This is a genomic window from uncultured Psychrobacter sp. (assembly GCF_947495825.1).
GTDB lineage: Bacteria > Pseudomonadota > Gammaproteobacteria > Pseudomonadales > Moraxellaceae > Psychrobacter.
On sequence record NZ_CANMAH010000006.1, the window covers coordinates 62067 to 80041 of the forward strand.

The window sequence follows — 17975 nt, forward strand, 5'->3', positions numbered from 1 at the left end:
ATCATAAGACCAGGAGAAAAAAATGGATATTAAAGCCCCCGATTTAGGTGTCGATAGCGCCGAAGTCAGTGAAATTATGGTAGAAGTCGGTGATGTTATCGCTAAAGACGATAATATTATCTTAATAGAATCTGATAAAGCCTCAGTCGAAGTGCCCAGTTCTGCTGCTGGTAAGGTCACTAAGGTGAATGTTGCTGTCGGTGATCAAGTCAGTGAAGGCATGGTACTTATCGAACTCGATAGCGATGCTGATACTGACAGTCAAGATGATAGTCAAGGCGTGGATAAAGACAGCGAACAAGCGCCTGCAACTGAAAAGCAAGATGAGCAACAAGCTACTAAGAAAGAAGAGCAAAAAGACTCATCTAAATCTACTGATTCTGACTCATCTAAATCTACTGAGAAGACAGGAAAAGCAACGACTCATGCTTTGCCAGATATGGGTGTTGATGAGGCGCAAGTAGCCGAGATTATGGTCAGTGTTGGTGATGTGGTCAGTGCCGATCAATCAATTTTGCTAATTGAATCTGATAAAGCTTCGGTTGAAGTACCAGCGCCAGAAAACGGCAAAGTTGAGAAAATACTTGTCGAAGCGGGTGATATGGTCGCCAATGGTCAAGACTTCATTGTCATCGTTGGCACTGGTGGCAGTGGCAGTGATGATACTAGCGATGAAGAACAAGCGACTGAAGCGCAAACGCAGCCCAGCTCAGATAATAAAGATGCTAGTTCTGACGCTTCTAGCAAGAGTGCTGCATCATCTGCCAAGCAAACGACTGGTGAGCCCAAGCAAGCTGAGGTAAAGTCGACTTCTGCGAACGCACAAGGTGGTAAGCTTACAGAGTCTCAGGTTAATGAGAAGTTAACCGATGTCTATGCAGGTCCTGCAGTACGTAAGCTCGCCCGTCAGTTAGGCGTAGACATTACTCAAGTAAATGGATCAGCTCTAAATGACCGTATCTTAAAAGAAGACTTGTTTGCGCACGTCAAAGAAAGTTTGAGTACCCAAAAAACTGCACCTGCTAGCGGCAATGTAGTGAGTTCGAGTCTACCAAACTTACCAGACATGAGTAATACCGAGATTTGGGGCGAGACTGAAGTACAAGATCTTAGCCGTCTACAAAAAGTCTCAATTCCGCAGCTCAACTACAATACTTATCTACCTCAAGTGACCCAGTTTGATGTATCAGATATTACGGAAACTGAAAAGCTACGTGGCGAGCTAAAAGGCGGTATGAAAAAAGAAGGCATTGGTCTGACTATCTTAGCCTTTATCGTTAAAGCAACTGCTTACGCGCTTACTCAGCATCCACGCTTTAACAGCCACTTAAGTGATGATAATACGCAAATTATCTTGCGTAAAACTGTCAATATGGGTATTGCAGTAGCGACTGATGATGGTTTGATAGTCCCAGTGATTAAAAATGCGCAAGACAAAGGTATCAAGCAGATTGCGATTGAGATTGGTGAGCTGGCTGCGAAAGCGCGTGACAAAAAGCTCAGTACCAAAGATCTGCAAGGTGCTAGCTTTACGATTTCAAGTCAAGGTGTTTTGGGTGGTACGTCGTTTACGCCACTAGTCAACTGGCCACAAGTAGGTATATTAGGCGCCTCTGAAGCAACGATGCAGCCACGCTGGAATGCCGATAAGCAGACCTTCGAGCCACGTCTGATGCTACCATTATCATTATCTTATGATCACCGTGTCATTAATGGTGCTGATGCTGCCGTATTTACGCGCTATGTCGCAAGTTTACTGGCTGATCCACGTCGTATCCTATTGTAAAGCTAGCAGATAATTCATGTAATACTTAAACAAAAAGACTGTCTTTGGATGGTCTTTTTTATACTTGTATGTATTTTATAATCTGTCTTTTATAGCCTATGCTAGTTTTTATTAAATAAGACAAACAAAAAAGCCAGCATAAAAGCTGGCTTTCTTATCTAAGGTATTTGGCTTATAGTAGTTGTCTATATTAGAACTGTTTTACAAAAGCAACGCCGTACACCCAAGGGCTGATGTCTACTTCACCAATATCAGTGCCATTTAAGCTAGCATCGGTTTTGATGTCCATATAACGCGCATCAATACGGAAAGACTCAGTTGGAGCAAAAGGAATATCTAAGCCAATGTGACCTGCAACGCCAACACTATCATCTAGCTCTAGATCATTGCCATTATTAAGATAAATTCTTTCTTTAAAGAAAGTTGTATAATTGACCCCAACACCAACGAACGGTTTTACATTCATAGGCATGTTATAGCCGTCAAAATGATATTGTACAGATAGAGTAGGTGGTAGATGCTGGGTTTTACCTTCAATTTCACTACCATTAGCATCAGTTAGAGTAATGTCATGATGAAACGGAACAGCAGCTAGTAATTCGACACCGATATTGTTCGCAACAAAGTACTCGCCGCTTACAGTTGGACGAATGTCGCTGTCTACATCTACAGAGTAAGCGCCATCTAATACTGTGCCATTGTCGCTTTTTGGGTCAACATAGTGTGCACCGGCAGCAACGGTCCAAGTACCTGCAGGAACTGCAAAAGCAGTAGTCATAGTTAACGCAGCAGCAGTCGCCAAAACTAGGGATTGTAGTTTCATCGGGTGGTTCCTTGAAATAATAGATAATAAAAGGTAAGTATTTAATGAGGATTACATTAATTACTTATAAAGAATAATCACATTTATTTCATAAAATGTAACTAATCTGTTTCATTATAATACATTTTCATTACTACAAATAGGGTTATAAAGCGCAATAAGCAAAATACCTGATGTGTGGTAGCAAATTTGTCTTTAGTAGTGCCTAACGTCTCTTATTTCGCCAATATTATCTAAATTTTATTCACAGAGCTAAGAGTTAAGGTTGGAACAACTACCTATTATTATGCAAATTGTCTATTGTATGAATTATCTGTGGTAACAGATATAAGAGTGTTATAGGCTATACGTGTTGATTTTAGTGAATATTTTCTATGTTTATTCAATGTAAGTAGGGACATTTTGTAAAGTAATAAAAACTATTAAATTATTTTTGCAAAACACTGTGTGAAAGGGATGATAATATATTTATGACTGGCTATTGTAGTAACTCTCCTATGCGTTGTACGAACGCATATTCGTTGATTATACTGAATCAAGCTGATAATAGTTGTTCTGAATGCGGGTTATCACTGGTACCTGCGGCAAGCTCAAGTAGTAGCTCTCGTATGGAGCTACAGTTTTTGCATATAAGCTTAGCTATTACCATTTTATTACTGCTGGCTTTGATATATATATCGTACGTAAATTTTGTATAATTCATTCATTTAATTACGGTACTCTACCGCATAGGGACGGCATGCTATTCCAATCTATACGGCGCCTGCGTCACTTTGTATATGATGTCTTGCAAAACGAGGATCACGACACCTTATTTAGTCGTTATGTCGATTATTTTTTGATTTTTTTAATCATGACCAACGTCGCAGCAGTGATTGCTGAGTCTGTTGATCAATGGTATTACCCATATCAAGAATATTTTACCTTGTTTGAAAATTTCTCAATTGTGGTGTTCTCTATTGAATATTTGCTGCGTTTTTGGAGTGTGGCTGAAGCTAAGCCAGATAATACTACTTGGCGTCAGCGTTGGGAGTGGATAAAAAGCCCAACAGCTTTGATTGATTTGATAGCGATCGTTCCTGCGTTTTTAAACTTCTTTGTCAGCTTTGATCTGCGCTTTCTTAGAATCCTACGTTTATTTAGAATCTTAAAGCTCACACGTTATTTTGCCTCGATGCGCATCTTGCTTGTGGTTATTAGTAAAGAAAAGGGCTCATTTCAAGCGGTCATTTTTATTTTAATAATCATGATTGTAACGGCCTCTAGCGGTATTTATTTGGTAGAAAACCACGCGCAACCAGAAGAGTTTGAATCGATACCCAAAGCAATGTGGTGGGCTGTGGTGACACTCACAACTGTCGGTTACGGTGATGTGACGCCAATTACCAATGCAGGTAAGATATTAGGGGCGATCATTACTATATTAGGTGTGGGTCTGGCGGCACTGCCAGCAGGTATTTTGGCGACAGGTCTGGCTAATGAGCTTGCACAGCGCCGAGACGAACTTGAGCAACACTTTCGTGAGCAGCTGGTGGACGGTGATTTTGACTTAGTGCAAAATCAAGTGATGATTGATAAGATACGCCGTGAGCTTGGGTTAGACAAAGAGCAAGCACAAGATATCGTGTTACAAGTATTACGTGAGCAAGAGCTTGAGCGCCGCGAACAAGAAGTACGTAAAAAGAATTTTTGTCCTAATTGCGGAGAGCCTTTGGACTAGCGTCAGGCTTTATAAAAAAGGGCGATAAACTAGTGAATAGTTTATCGCCTTTTTTAATTTAAAATACTGTCATTGACTTGAATCTAACATAGCGTTTGTCTTAACATCATTGGGCGCTTCAATTGGTAGCATGCGATGCTGGGATAGGCAAAGCACGCGCCAGTTCATGGGCGACTTGTTGCGCTGCTTTTTGCAAGTCAGTTTCAGAGAGTGGTAGGTTTTGCAAGGTTAAATACCAATCGTCGGTTTCACGGCGTAAACCTGCGACCCAAACTGCACTGCAATCACGCGGCAGTTGTTTTAGGTTGACTTCAAACGCATAGTTACCTTCATCATCACTCAAATGGATTTCACCAGCCTTTAACTTGCCGAAAGGCTCTCCATGGTATGAGCTTGCAAGCAGACCTATATGACTGATGTGAGCTGGTATCTTATCTAGATACAGACGAATCTGTTCTTGATCCATCGGCGCATTATACAACGCTTGCTCGCCACGATCTTTGCCATTAAGACTATCGCCTTGATGACGGATAGACTCGGCTTTATCGCGCAGTTGCTTAAACCAGACTATATCACTGATCGTACAATTGTCATCGTATAGTACGCAAGCAATATCGATATCTATTGCGCTTTGACCCTTTTTAAAGCGCTTCATCATACCTTTGGTTTCGGTTTTGGTAAACTCGTAATTCAGCGAAAAAAACAACATATCGGCAGTCAAGCCTAACGTGCTTAAACTCTCTGAAAGTAGCGGTGCTGAGGCGGTAGATGACATGGTATTCCTTGTTTATACTTAAATTTTTATTGGTTGATTTATTGCTCGTTATCTGTTGTTTTATCCAACACTACTTGATAAAGAAGCGGCGGTTTGGCGTCTAATAAGCCTTTTCCAAAACCGCGCAGCCACCAAACCAGTTGTGAGGTCAGATTGACAGTCGCATGAATCGTCAAGGTATCGTCGTCATTGAATACCACGACTTGATCATCACTAAGCTTACTTTCGGTCAGGCTTTTGCCAGCTCTTTTGGTAAAGCGCAGTTCGATAGGGGTATTCTTACCCCGCTCAGGTAGCTGACTCAATAAAGGATGGGTAAAGCCCATGCTACCAGCGTCCAAATAGCTGTCTAAGTGAAAGTTGTCTGGTGTCACCGCTGTGCTATCTAGTATCTCAACACTAGCGAATCGATGCAGCGCAAAGGTGCGGATAATGGCTTCTGGATCATCGGTTCGAGTGGCAAGCAAATAGATAATCACGCCACGTTGAATGATGGCAATAGGATTTAAGACATACTCACTGGCCTCTGATTTATTACTGCGTGTATAACAGGCTTTGATCTGTAATTGATAAAACAGAGCATGGTAAATGTTATCTTTACTGTCCAAGTCAATATGCGGGGCAATCAATGGCTGAGTTGCTGTCTCAATACGTACGCGATCTATCCATGAGTGCGTGACTTTGCTGTTTTTAAGCTGTCGCCGCGCCAAATCAAACCATGGGAATAGCTCATCTAAAACAGCAGGCGGAAGTAGCTGAGTAAGATTGGCTTCCACCATATTAAAGGCAACCGCTTGCGATAAATTCATATGTGGCAAGCTTTGCAATGGGGCGTCGTCTTTCCAGCGCCAGCCTTGTGGGTTGGCGTTATTTTTTTCAATTGGGAAACGTTTGGCCAAAGCGTTCAAATCTCTTTGTACCGTACGTAAGCTAATATCAAACCCAGCGAGCTTGAGCTGCTCATAAATATGAGTCGTGCCTACCCAGCGGTTGCGCTGGAGCTGGGATAACACTTGCCATTGCCGCGCAGTAGTTGCTGCTCCATGACGGCTAGCCGCTGTATCGTTCGCTAGATTCTCGGAGCTCTCAGTAGCTGATAAAACAGGCTGTTCTGTCTGCTCATCAGGAGCGTTAGAGGTAGAGATGTCTGTTGCGTTATCGGTTTGCGCAGTCATTGAGAGATAACCTATATAAAGTCTGTCATAAACAGTAACATGTTAAAACATAGCTTGCTTGGCATAAAAGACGTTTATCATCGCAGAAAATAGCTTAAGCGTCTAGGAGGTTTGAGTTTGGCTTTTAAATATTGTTATTTGATAATTTTTCTAGACATTCTAACAAAATAATTTTAGTAAAAAGCATGAGCGCAAGCGATGATCATAAAGGACAGTGCTACCTTTTCACTATTGATTATCACCATCGTTCTCACTTTTGCGCTGTTTTTGTTTGTCTTTTTTCTTACGGCGTTTAGACTTACGTTTCTTATTGGCTTTCTTTTTAGATTCTTTGTCCTCAATCGGCTCGTCTGTATCTTGATTTTCGTCCCATAACATCAATCGATGCAAGACTTTCCCAAATAAGGTGTTTTTACGATAACGACCTTTTTTATTCATCGTATCGATCGGCAGGCCTGTCATGAGTGTTAAGGCTTCACTAATCGTATGTACGCCATAAATAGAAAAGTCACCTGCCTTAACTGCGGCGATAATATCATCTCGCAGCATCAATTGGCTGACATTGGCCATTGGTATCACCACACCTTGTTGACCTGTCATGCCTTGCTCGCGACAAGCATCAAAAAAACCTGCAATTTTAGCATTAATGCCGCCGACGGCTTGCACTTCACCTAACTGATTCATAGAGCCTGTAATAGCAAAGGCTTGATTGATAGGTACATCCGCTAAAGCTGATAGGAGCGCACAAGCTTCACTGACTGTCGCACTATCGCCATCGATATGAGCGTAGCTTTGTTCAAAGGCTAGAGAAGCACTAAAATTTAGCACATGATGCTGACTAAACAGAGCTCGTAAGTAGCTGGTCATAATCAGCATACCTTTAGCATGTAAGCTGCCGCCCAAATCGACATCACGTTCGATATCGAGAATCTCGCCTGCCCCAAGGTTGGGTTGAATCAAAGCAGTAAGACGTGCTGGCATGCCAAACTCACTATCAGCATAGCTGACGACAGTGAGAGCATTAACTTGACCGACAGCCTCACCTTGAGTATTGATGAGCTGCTGACCGTTTTTTAGCTCGTCCCAGTATAGATCACGCAAGTAACCTGAGCGCTCATCCATGTCACTGATAGCTTGAGCGACATGACTGGCGTCGACAATGCTTTTTTCGCTCAGACGTGCATGACGGTTCGACTCATGTAATAGCTTGATGAGACGATCGCTGTGCAGGCTAAGACGGTCTTGATCTTCAGCTTGTAAGCTTAAATGCTCAAGAAGAGCCGCCTGGGCGCTATTATTAAAAGGATAAAGGTCGGCATAATCGATAATATCGGCCATTTTGGCGACCAACGCCAGCTCGTGCTCAGGTGTACGTGTGACATCGTCATGGAAGTCGGCACGAACTTTGAACACAGCATCAAACTCTGGCTCTAGCTCTAATAATTCATAATATAAATCTGCTTCTCCAAGCAAAATTACTTTAACATCAAGATCGATTGGCATCGGCGCTAACGATAAACTGCCTGTTAAAGTGAGCATTTGCTCAAGGCTGGATAGTTTAATTTTGCGTGATTGTAAAGCGCGTTTTAGACCTTGCCAAGCATAGGGGTGCTCGAGTACATGACTGGCTTCAAGGAGTAGGTAACCGCCATTTGCTCGGTGAAGTGCGCCTGCTCGTATCATACTGACATCAGTGGTTACTGTACCCAATTGAGTAATTTGCTCGACATGACCCAGCAAATTAAGATGAGTCGGTAAGTCTTCAAATATGACTGGTACGCCACTTTCAGGCTCATGACTCACCATGACATTGACAGCGTAACGGCTAGGGGTGGTTGCTAGTACAGCAGGAATAAACTCTTCGTCATCGCCATTAACGATACGCTCTACATGAGTCACCATATCAGCGAATATCGCATCAAGATAACTCACAACATCTGGCAGCTTAACGAACTGCTCTTGTATGGGAGCAAACAGGGGTTGTAACGCACGGTGGGCAATACTACGATGTAGCGCTTCTATTGCGTCATTTGCCTCATCCTCTAGCCTTTCTAAAGCGATGGTAAGCTGGCTAAGACGCTTTTGCATGTGATTTTTGTGTGCAAAGCCATTTAGCTCAGACTCATAGTCACTTTGTGTCGCAGCGTTTGTTGGCTCAGTCGTATCAGTGAATACAGGTTTGGGGGTGGTAGAAGTCGCTTTATCATTTTCCTCTATGGGCAATTGACTTGGATGCACAAACATCGCTTTATTATCAAATGAGCGAAACGTCAATGCCAAGTCGTATTGTTTGCCTTCAGCATTTAGGGCGTCGTAAGCAAGGCTCTCTTTTTGATGCGTGTCATTTTTGATCGCTTCGATCTTGCTTTGATACTGGTCACTACGAAAACGTTGACTGAGGCGTTTTTTTGCCTGTGTCCATAAGTCGCTAACTTGCTGTTGTAACAATATTGCTTGCCCAGCAGGCAATCGTATCGCTAAAGGTGTGCGAGGATCGGTAAAGTTGTGCACATAGACCCAGTCATCTGGCGTCGGTGCATCCATAGCGATGTGCTTTAAGAAACGGCTAATAATGGTACGTTTGCCAAGTCCATTTTCACCAGCGGCAAAGACGTGATAGCCACTGGCCTTTATATCAAGTGCAGTGTGCAATGCTTTGAGTGCGCGCTTTTGCCCAAAACCAATATCTAAGTCAGGCGCAGTACGGGTGTCAGTAGGCAAGATATCAGTAGCACTATAACGCTTCAATTGGTTAGCGGCGATAAGACAGCGCTGATTAACCGCTCTAAATATCGGATGGGGCGATGAGGCATCTTGTTTTTCTTCTGTATTTTTTACTTTTGCTAATATAGGGTCTGTCACAACAGTAGTTGTCGTCATCAATTCATTATCATCCGAAGGTTGCGTTGTACAGGCAGTAGGCTGTTCAGTCATAGGCGTATGGTCAGTCGTTGTATAAGAATTTATAAGGTGAAAGGGATAAGTTGTAATAGCGACATCTTACAAGATGTCTTGATATTTTAAATCGGTCATTGACGTCAATTTTGTATCATGCAAATACAGGTCATAGTACCAGTAACAATAAAAAAGTAATCCTATCTAAGGATATAAAAATAAATAACGGTCTAATCCTAGCGCCGATAGTATAAGATGATGGACATTAGCGCAATCTGCAACTATTCAATATGTAACCTGCATGATAAAATAAAAGGTTCACATGCCAAAACTGGATGATTCGTCGTATGTCAGCTTCTGTCAAAACTTCTCTGCCTTCTACTAGCGTAGACAATATCAGTATAGATGCTACTGGTTTTACAAAACTTGGTAAGCAGTTACCGATGCTGGCCAATATCTTGGCTCAAGCAGTGCAAGAGCTTGATCTAACGTTGAGCCAAACGCAGCAGCGCACGTTATTATTGTACTTAGATCAGCTTTTATTATGGAATAAAGCGTATAATCTGACCGCGATTACTGATCCGGTAGAAGCCTTAATTAAGCATGTCATTGATTGTTTGGCTATTATACCGCATTTGCCACCAGGTGCACTGCTAGATATCGGTACAGGAGCGGGGTTGCCTGCGGTTATTATTGCGATTTGTCAGCCTGAACGCTCGTGTACTGCACTCGATAGTAACCAGAAAAAAATTCGTTTTATTAAGCAAATCAGTAGTGAGCTTGGTTTGAATAATGTACAACCAATTGCTGCACGTATTGAAGCCCATGAAGCTACTTATGAAGTGGTCACCTCTAGAGCATTTGCAAGCTTAACAGACTTTGTTGAAGTGGCGCAGCCGCGATTGGCGAATGGTGGTCGATTGTGCGCTATGAAAGGTAAAATACCAACGGATGATGAGCTACAAGTTTTAAAAGAAGAATGGCACATCAAAACCATTATTCTTGAAGTGCCACGTTTGCATGATAGTCGTCATTTGATTGAATTATCTGCCAAAAATGTCTAAGCTATGGGCACATTAGTAGCTATGAAACATTTGACGTAGCCAGTTAGGTTTAGATTTAGCATAATGATTAAAGCGTAAGACCCTAATTTTATAAGGCTTTCTAGCATTGATTTTTATAGCCTATAATAAAATTATGAACAGATTGTTTGTGAAGTATGATAATAAAAATGCAAAGTTAAAGACTGTTAGAGCAAAAACAAGCAACAGACCTTAATCAAATTGAGTAAGTGTATGGAAATCATAGCAATTGCAAATCAAAAGGGTGGCGTTGGCAAAACGACAACGGCAGTAAACCTGACTGCCAGTTTGGCGGCAAAGCGTAAACGCGTACTGCTAATTGATTTGGATCCACAAGGCAATGCTACTAGTGGTACTGGTATAGATAAAAACGATTTAGAGTTGACAATAGCAGACGTCCTACTTGATGATGTGTCACTACAAGATGCTACTGTTATGAGCCCAGCAGGTTTTGATGTGATCGGTGCTAACCGTGAGTTGGCAGGTATGGACGTCACGTTAATGGGACAAACCAACAGTCATGAGCTGTTACAGACTGCAATGACTAACTTAATAAATGCCCAATCTGGCTCTGAAGAAGGGCCCTACGATTATGTCGTTATGGATTGTGCCCCAAGTTTAAACCTGTTGACGATCAACGCTTTGGTAGCGACCGATGGCGTCATTATTCCAATGCAATGTGAGTATTATGCATTAGAAGGTTTGGCTGATTTATCCCAAACGATTGAACGCCTAACTGAGCTTAACCCCAAATTATATATTCGAGGGGTGGTAAGAACGTTGTTCGATGCACGCAATACGTTAGCGCGTGATGTGTCGGCCGAACTTGAAGCTCACTTTGGCGATATTATGTACAAAACTCATATTCCAAGAAACATTCGCTTGGCTGAAGCACCTGCGCATGGACTACCAGTGATTGCCTATGAGCGATGGTCAAAAGGGGCGCGCGCGTATCAAAAACTGGCAGCTGAAGTGATCAAACAAAGCCGTTAGTAGAGGCTAACATTAAGAAGATATAGCAAACGTAATCATCAGCTGGCTGGGCGATAAAGTACTAAGTCGCATATTTATCAGTGAGCATTTATTAATAATCATTTGGCTTTATTTAGCGTTAGAGGATAGGTAATCATGGCGAAAAAACGAGGATTGGCTGCCAATCGAGGTTTAGATGCCTTATTAGGATCAATCAAAAAAGAAAAGCAAATTACCGCCTCTGCTTTACAAGACGATACCGTTATACATGATGGTGACGAAACGGTCGCTGCTACTTCTATTGCTCAGATGCCAGAATCATCTGCTACCCCAAGCAAAGCTCAGACGACAAAAAATGATAAAAAAGTAGCTACAGACACAAATGAGCGTACAGCGCCGCGTACTACCCGCAGCAATACAAAAGCTCGTCATTACCCCAAAAAGAACACTAGAACCACAAGTGACGCAACAGACAACAGTATCACTGAAGATCAAATCAGTTTGGTGCAAATTGCAGTGACTCAATTGCAAGCAGGTAAATATCAACCGCGTCGCGATATGAGCGAAACGGCGTTAGCAGAGCTTGCATCTTCGATCGAGCAACATGGAGTGATGCAGCCAATTGTCATCCGGCCGTTGCTTGCAAATGAGGACAAAAGTACAGTCGATGTGACTCACGAAATCATCGCAGGCGAGCGTCGTTGGCGTGCAGCAAAAATGGCAGGTAAACCAGTCATTCCAGCGATTGAACGCGCTTTATCTGATGAACTGGCAATTGCACTTGCATTAATTGAGAATATTCAGCGCGAAGATTTGTCAGTTATCGAGCAAGCAGCAGCATTACAGCGCTTTCACACTGAATTTGGCATGAGTCATGCAATGATTGCAGATGTGGTAGGCAAAGCGCGAACGACTGTATCGAATTTACTACGTCTTAATCAGTTGCATGACGCGGTAAAAGATCATCTGGCAAATAACGCTTTAGACATGGGACATGCGCGCACACTATTGGCGTTATCCTCTGAGCAGCAGCCTATCATTGCACAAAAAATTATTGATGGTGGGATGACTGTAAGAGAAGCTGAAAAGCTGGTCAAGTCAATCTTAAATCCTGTATCTAAAGCCGATCGTACTGAAAAAACACAGTCTCACGATGCTGAGCGTTTAACGCAGCACCTAACAGATATGCTAGGGGCGGAAGTAAAACTTAAGCATAAAAAAGATGGTCAGGGTAGTGTAGAGATATTTTTTCACAATCAAGATGAGCTTGCAGCGTTAATCAAACAGCTAGAAACGCAGCGCTAATGCACTTATTTAAACTGACGTACTAAAGACAATATACTTAATCAGCATGTAAGTATTTTACTTACATACTGAGCTAGAAATGACTTTCATTACATAATGGTCGCAAGCTTTTGGACAGGTTAAACGGTATACAAGAGAGTCATTATGTGGGAATTGGTAAAAGCAGGTGGTTGGTTGATGATGCCAATCGTCATATGTTCGATAGTTGCACTTATCATTATCATTGAGCGCAGTAGTACGCTACAGTTTAGTAAAATCGTACCTGGCAGATTACGTGAACAACTAATAACGCGCCTACGTGAAAATGGCGATATTGGTCGCACTCAGCTAATGAATGTTAAAGAAAGAACCCCATTGGGTGATATCTTAGCGACAGGATTGGTATATCGTCAGTATGGTCTAGACTCAATGACTATGCACATGCAAAATAGAGCCAGTGTACAGATACATCAGCTCGAAAAAAACATCAATATGCTCGGTACCATAGGAGCAATTGCTCCACTACTTGGTCTATTGGGTACTGTGCTGGGCATCATATCTTCATTCTTAGCCATTACAGATGGAGCAATGCAGGATCCTACTTTGCTGGCAGCCGGTGTCTCGCAAGCTTTAATTACGACGGCGGCTGGTATGGTCGTTGCGATACCAGCGCTCGTCGCTTATCGCTATTTTCAGCGCCGGATTGTAGACATTAATGCTAGGTTTGAGACTGAGGCTGGACTTATGATTCAAGAGCTTTATGACTATCAGTTATTGGCTGATGCGCATTTATCACTCAACAAACCGTTCGCTGCGATGGTAGAAAGTCGGCATACAGACGATGAGCAGTTAGGTGCTACATCGGGGTTTGATACTGAAAATACGCACCAACCTGCATAGAAGATACTTGCGTTTTCGCCTTCTAGCCTTACGTCATCAGAGAATTAGCCATGCGTTTTAGAAAGCCTACCGTCGAACCATTAGAAATCAACTTAACACCCATGATTGACTGCTTACTGTTTTTGATCGTGTTTTTGTTATTAGCAACATCATTTAACCACTTCAGCCGCTTAAATATAGTTTTGCCTGAAGCGGAAGGTGTCGCACTTGTTGAGCAAACCAATAGTATTGAGGTGGCTGTACAAGAAGATGGTAGTTATATGGTCAACGGTATGAGCCTTGCTAACAATAGTGAGGCTGAGCTGACCAATATGTTGCAACAAGAAGCAGGCAGTGAGCGCGATATCTTGTTTGTTATCGCTGCCGATGCCAACGCTACCCATCAATCTGTGGTAAAAGTGATGGATATTGCGGGCAAATTGGGCTTTTTGAATTTAAATATCAGTACCGTCATGCCGCTCGGCCAAACACTGCCGCAGTAGACAGAGGTAAGCTATCTATTTTCTCATTATTACATCTGCATTCTTTTGTATATAATGACGCTGCCAATACTACGAAGCTACGAATGTCACAAACCCATCTACCAATATTTGACCCGAGGCTTTTATGAGTCAATCTGACGTAACTAAAACCTCTGCCAATCTTAAGCTTGCCCAGCCATTGACTCCGCCTAAGCATAAGACGCTGCTACGTTTGTTAAGATATTTAAAACCATACTGGTGGGCGCTTCTTTTAACAGTGTTAGGCTTTGCTATTAATGCGGCAACAGAGATCTGGATTGCCAAACTATTACAATATATCACCGATGCTATTAATCAAAACGATCAGGCAAAGCAAAATTGGTTTCCTGCTTTAATTATTGGGCTGTTCTTTGTGCGCGGTGTTGGTAGCTTTTTAGGTAACTATTATTCTGCGTTAGTCTCACGAAATCTGGTTTATGAGCTACGGGTTCAAGTGTTTAATAAGTTATTACGCTTGCCAAGCTCTTTTTATCTGGCCAATCCTGCAGGAACCATCTCTTCCAAACTAATATTTGATGTCGAACAAGTAACGGCTGCTAGTACCGATTCTATGAAGACTGTGTTGCGCGATGGTTTGACAGTCGTCGCTTTGATTGGTTTTTTGCTTTATAGCAATTGGCGCTTGACGTTGATTCTATTTTTGGTATTACCACCGATCTTATGGTTGATTCGTTTTGCCTCTAAACGTTACCTAAAGCTGTCCAAAGGTATCCAAGAAACCATGGGTGATGTGAGTCACATCACTAACGAGGTAATTGGCGGTTATCAAGTAGTAAAAAACTATGGCGGGCAAGCTTACGAGGCTGAACGCTTTAACATCACATCAAAAAAAAATCTGCGTCAAGGCATGAAAGTGGTCGTCACTAATAGCATCAATACTCCAGCGGTACAGCTATTAATGGCAATGGCGATGTCTGTGGTAGTATGGCTTGCTCTGCGTCCATCGGTGATTGACAATATCTCAGCAGGTGAGTTTATATCTTACATTGCAGCAGCAGGTCTTCTGAGTAAACCTGTACGCTCATTGACCGATGTCAACCAAAAACTGCAAAAAGGTATCGCTGCTGGTGAGTCTATATTTGCATTACTTGATGAGCCTGAAGAGCGCGATACTGGTACGCTTAGTCCGTCACTATCAGGTGAGATTCAATTGGATCACGTCAGCTTAATCTATCCTGATTCAACTGTCGCGTTGCAGGATTTTAGCTTGAATGTACGAGCAGGTGAGACTGTCGCATTGGTTGGTCGTAGCGGTGCTGGCAAGTCATCATTAGTCAATTTGCTAACGCGTACCTTAGCCACGACTTCAGGGCAGATTACGATGGACGGTATGCCTATTGAAGACATTACTTTAGAGAGCCTGCGTGCGCAAATTGCCATGGTTAATCAACAAGTGGTGTTATTTAATACCTCTGTTTTTAATAACATCGCCTATGGTAGTTTAGCGACCAAGTCGCAGGCTGAGGTTGAAGCTGCTGCTAAAGATGCCTTTGCTCATGACTTTATTATGAAAATGCCGCAAGGTTATCAAAGTCAGATTGGAGCAGAAGGCTTGCAGTTGTCTGGTGGACAACGCCAGCGCCTATCGATAGCACGAGCTCTGCTAAAAGACGCGCCAATTTTAATATTAGACGAGGCGACCAGTGCGCTTGATAATGAGTCAGAGTATTTTATTCAGCAAGCGCTCGACAATGTAATGAAAGATCGTACTACTTTAGTCATTGCGCATCGTCTCACAACGATTGAGTCAGCAGATCGTATTGCCGTGATGGACGGCGGACGCATCGTTGAGATTGGTACCCATAATGAGCTTATGCAAAAGCAAGGTTATTATGCGCAAATGTATGATCGGGATTTTGAGTGATAACAGTTTGAATTACAAATTACGGGCAAAACTGGATGGATGCTAAATAATGAGTATTGAGACGACAATTACTCGTGCTTGGCAGCGAAAAGAAGCTTGGCTTTGGTTACTATTGCCTATTAGCTGGCTATATGGTTTGCTTGTTTTTTTGCGTCGTCAGGCGTATAGACTGGGCATACTGTCAAGCTTTCGTGCGCCTGTGCCGGTTATGGTTATCGGTAACGTTACGGTTGGCGGTAGTGGCAAAACGCCTTTAATTATCACTTTGGTCAGTTATTTGCAAAGGCAAGGCATAAAGGTTGGTGTGATTAGCCGTGGTTATGGCGGCGATACATCCCAAATGCCAGCGTTAGTAACCAAAGAGAGTTTGCCAAGTACAGTAGGCGATGAGCCGTGTTTGATTGTCAACAACACTGCTGCGCCAATGGCAGTATGCCCAAACCGCAAGCAGGCAATTACGACTTTGCTAAACGCGCATCCTGACTTACAATTAATTATCGCTGACGATGGTTTACAGCATTATACGTTGCAACGTGATATCGAATGGATAGTAGTAGATGTTGCACGTGGATTTGGCAATGAGCAGCTATTACCGACAGGGTTTTTACGTGAACCAATGTCACGGCTAAAAGATGCAACCGTTATCTATCATGAAAAACCCAACGGAGTATCGGCTCTTAACGATAGTGAAAACTTAGCTCAGCGTTTAACGATGCAGTTACAGCCAGATGAGTTATACCCCTTGTTGTCTGATGATGAATTAGTCGAGTTGAACGTTTCAAACATAATCACACCTTTGTCAGCTAAGGTAGTACCGTCAAAAGGTGATAAGGTACATGCGATTAGTGGTATTGGCTATCCTCAGCGCTTTTTTGCCACACTGAGCACGCTTGGTTTTGATGCTATAGGACATCCTTTTCCAGATCATCATAACTTTAGTCTGAGCGAACTACTACAATACACTGAACATCCTATGATTGTGACGACTAAGGACGCTGTAAAAATTAGAACATTGCTAGTAGCAGGAATCAGTAAAATAGGTGCTATAAAATCGAATGAAACCATTGATATTGATAGTCACAGTGGTAATGATATTAGAGCCTTGATAAACAGGCTATGGGTATTGCCTGTGACTGCCACATTATCTGATGCTTGCTATCAGACATTGCAGCAGCAATTGACCGTACAGGGTATCAATATGGTTGGGTCAAGTTATGATCATTGAGTTGGTCGATGCGTATAGTTGATTTTATGTCTAAGCGTATGTCTAAATTACCCGCTTATTTATACATTACCTATTTAAATTTATGAACTATTTGTTATAGGAAGTATTTATGTCGTCTGCTTTAGCACCTGCCAAAACTCATATCGTTATTCCTGCACGCTTTAAAAGTACACGTCTACCAGGTAAACCTTTGTTAGATATTCATGGTAAACCTATGATACTTTGGGTCGCTGAAAAGGCTCAAGCCGCGCATTTTGCCGATGATATGTGCATTGCAACCGATGATGAACGAATCGCTAAGGTTTGCTTGGATTCAGGATATGAGGTGGTGATGACAAGTGCTGACCATGTCTCAGGTACAGATCGTTTGGCTGAAGTTGCGACGATTAAAGGCTGGGCTGAGCACGACATTATCATTAATATGCAAGGGGATGAGCCGCTAGTGCCACCGTTACTGCTCCAGCAAGTCAAAGACTTGTTGGTAAAAGATGATGACAGCGTTATGGCGACTTTATACGAGCCCATTGAAGATTATCAGACGTTTATGCGTCCTTCGGTAGTCAAGGTTGTGAGTACAACTGCTGGTGACACTCAACGCGCGCTGTACTTTAGCCGTGCCCCAATTCCTTGTGATCGTGATATTGCGTTGGCAGTGGCTGCTGGTAATTTAGATACAGCGGAGCTACCCGCCCCAAAAGAGGCTTACCGACACTTAGGGTTATATGCTTATCGGGTAAGTTTATTACAGCAATTTGTCCATTGGCCTCAAACGCCGCTTGAAACGCTTGAGAGCTTAGAGCAATTACGCGTTTTAGAAAACGGTGGCAGTATAGCTATTGCAGCTGCAAAAGTTCAGCTACCTGCTGGCGTGGACACGCAAGAAGATTTGGATCGTTTAAATGCAATGAGTATTAATAAATTTACAAGCGGTACATAATAAATAGCCTAAGCAT

The 17975-nt window shown here is 42.5% G+C and carries 14 protein-coding genes; 10 read left to right on the plus strand and 4 right to left on the minus strand.

The genetic code is table 11. The annotated features are described in order from the left end of the window. Positions 1-22 precede the first annotated feature (22 nt). A complete protein-coding gene (locus tag Q0895_RS07990) occupies positions 23-1786 on the plus strand; it encodes a 2-oxo acid dehydrogenase subunit E2 (RefSeq protein ID WP_299187471.1) in 1764 nt (587 codons plus the stop codon). A 190-nt stretch (positions 1787-1976) separates the two neighbouring features. On the opposite strand, the gene Q0895_RS07995 is transcribed toward Q0895_RS07990, so the two are convergent. After that, positions 1977-2609 carry an OmpW family outer membrane protein gene (locus tag Q0895_RS07995; RefSeq protein WP_299187474.1) on the minus strand — a complete coding sequence of 211 codons (633 nt, stop codon included), beginning with the start codon at positions 2607-2609 and terminating at the stop codon, positions 1977-1979. A 739-nt stretch (positions 2610-3348) separates the two neighbouring features. Here Q0895_RS07995 and Q0895_RS08000 point away from each other — a divergent pair. Further along, a complete protein-coding gene (locus tag Q0895_RS08000) occupies positions 3349-4329 on the plus strand; it encodes an ion transporter (RefSeq protein WP_299187477.1) in 981 nt (326 codons plus the stop codon). A gap of 118 nt (positions 4330-4447) precedes the next feature. On the opposite strand, the gene Q0895_RS08005 is transcribed toward Q0895_RS08000, so the two are convergent. The 3 genes from Q0895_RS08005 to Q0895_RS08015 form a co-directional block, all read right to left on the minus strand. Then, positions 4448-5104, minus strand: coding sequence for a TerD family protein (locus tag Q0895_RS08005; protein WP_299187479.1), 657 nt, complete (start codon positions 5102-5104; stop codon positions 4448-4450). A 38-nt stretch (positions 5105-5142) separates the two neighbouring features. After that, positions 5143-6279, minus strand: a complete 1137-nt coding sequence (locus Q0895_RS08010; protein ID WP_299187481.1) for a WYL domain-containing protein — start codon at positions 6277-6279, stop codon at positions 5143-5145. A gap of 228 nt (positions 6280-6507) precedes the next feature. Then, complete coding sequence (locus Q0895_RS08015; protein WP_299187483.1) at positions 6508-9213, minus strand: ATP-binding protein; 2706 nt, start codon at positions 9211-9213, stop codon at positions 6508-6510. Positions 9214-9521: 308 nt separating this feature from the next. Between Q0895_RS08015 and rsmG the strand changes: the two genes are divergently transcribed. The 8 genes from rsmG to kdsB all read left to right on the plus strand — a co-directional run bounded on the left by rsmG (position 9522) and on the right by kdsB (position 17959). Continuing rightward, positions 9522-10238, plus strand: coding sequence for a 16S rRNA (guanine(527)-N(7))-methyltransferase RsmG (gene rsmG / locus Q0895_RS08020; RefSeq protein WP_299187485.1), 717 nt, complete (start codon positions 9522-9524; stop codon positions 10236-10238). A 231-nt stretch (positions 10239-10469) separates the two neighbouring features. After that, positions 10470-11249 carry a ParA family protein gene (locus tag Q0895_RS08025; RefSeq protein WP_058369685.1) on the plus strand — a complete coding sequence of 260 codons (780 nt, stop codon included), beginning with the start codon at positions 10470-10472 and terminating at the stop codon, positions 11247-11249. A 135-nt stretch (positions 11250-11384) separates the two neighbouring features. Continuing rightward, complete coding sequence (locus Q0895_RS08030) at positions 11385-12533, plus strand: ParB/RepB/Spo0J family partition protein (RefSeq protein WP_299187488.1); 1149 nt, start codon at positions 11385-11387, stop codon at positions 12531-12533. A gap of 144 nt (positions 12534-12677) precedes the next feature. Then, the gene (locus Q0895_RS08035; protein WP_299187490.1) at positions 12678-13412 is read left to right on the plus strand and encodes a MotA/TolQ/ExbB proton channel family protein; all 735 of its coding nucleotides are present in this window, start codon (positions 12678-12680) and stop codon (positions 13410-13412) included. A 50-nt stretch (positions 13413-13462) separates the two neighbouring features. Continuing rightward, positions 13463-13894, plus strand: coding sequence for a biopolymer transporter ExbD (locus Q0895_RS08040; RefSeq protein ID WP_299187492.1), 432 nt, complete (start codon positions 13463-13465; stop codon positions 13892-13894). A 124-nt stretch (positions 13895-14018) separates the two neighbouring features. Continuing rightward, the gene (gene msbA, locus Q0895_RS08045; protein WP_299187495.1) at positions 14019-15797 is read left to right on the plus strand and encodes a lipid A export permease/ATP-binding protein MsbA; all 1779 of its coding nucleotides are present in this window, start codon (positions 14019-14021) and stop codon (positions 15795-15797) included. A gap of 49 nt (positions 15798-15846) precedes the next feature. Continuing rightward, positions 15847-17022 (plus strand): tetraacyldisaccharide 4'-kinase, encoded by a 1176-nt coding sequence (lpxK, locus tag Q0895_RS08050; RefSeq protein ID WP_299187497.1) that lies wholly within the window; start codon positions 15847-15849, stop codon positions 17020-17022. Positions 17023-17131: 109 nt separating this feature from the next. Continuing rightward, positions 17132-17959, plus strand: coding sequence for a 3-deoxy-manno-octulosonate cytidylyltransferase (kdsB, locus tag Q0895_RS08055; protein WP_299187499.1), 828 nt, complete (start codon positions 17132-17134; stop codon positions 17957-17959). Positions 17960-17975 lie beyond the last annotated feature (16 nt).

Bases quoted from the DNA above. Each gene is read 5' to 3' on its own strand.
- Q0895_RS08015 (WP_299187483.1), bottom strand. From the start codon at position 9,213: ATGACTGAACAGCCTACTGCCTGTACAACGCAACCTTCGGATGATAAT.
- Q0895_RS08025 (WP_058369685.1), top strand. From the start codon at position 10,470: ATGGAAATCATAGCAATTGCAAATCAAAAGGGTGGCGTTGGCAAAACG.
- Q0895_RS08000 (WP_299187477.1), top strand. From the start codon at position 3,349: ATGCTATTCCAATCTATACGGCGCCTGCGTCACTTTGTATATGATGTC.
- rsmG (WP_299187485.1), top strand. From the start codon at position 9,522: ATGTCAGCTTCTGTCAAAACTTCTCTGCCTTCTACTAGCGTAGACAAT.
- msbA (WP_299187495.1), top strand. From the start codon at position 14,019: ATGAGTCAATCTGACGTAACTAAAACCTCTGCCAATCTTAAGCTTGCC.
- Q0895_RS08005 (WP_299187479.1), bottom strand. From the start codon at position 5,104: ATGTCATCTACCGCCTCAGCACCGCTACTTTCAGAGAGTTTAAGCACG.
- Q0895_RS08040 (WP_299187492.1), top strand. From the start codon at position 13,463: ATGCGTTTTAGAAAGCCTACCGTCGAACCATTAGAAATCAACTTAACA.
- Q0895_RS08035 (WP_299187490.1), top strand. From the start codon at position 12,678: ATGTGGGAATTGGTAAAAGCAGGTGGTTGGTTGATGATGCCAATCGTC.
- Q0895_RS08010 (WP_299187481.1), bottom strand. From the start codon at position 6,279: ATGACTGCGCAAACCGATAACGCAACAGACATCTCTACCTCTAACGCT.
- lpxK (WP_299187497.1), top strand. From the start codon at position 15,847: ATGAGTATTGAGACGACAATTACTCGTGCTTGGCAGCGAAAAGAAGCT.
- Q0895_RS07995 (WP_299187474.1), bottom strand. From the start codon at position 2,609: ATGAAACTACAATCCCTAGTTTTGGCGACTGCTGCTGCGTTAACTATG.
- Q0895_RS07990 (WP_299187471.1), top strand. From the start codon at position 23: ATGGATATTAAAGCCCCCGATTTAGGTGTCGATAGCGCCGAAGTCAGT.
- Q0895_RS08030 (WP_299187488.1), top strand. From the start codon at position 11,385: ATGGCGAAAAAACGAGGATTGGCTGCCAATCGAGGTTTAGATGCCTTA.
- kdsB (WP_299187499.1), top strand. From the start codon at position 17,132: ATGTCGTCTGCTTTAGCACCTGCCAAAACTCATATCGTTATTCCTGCA.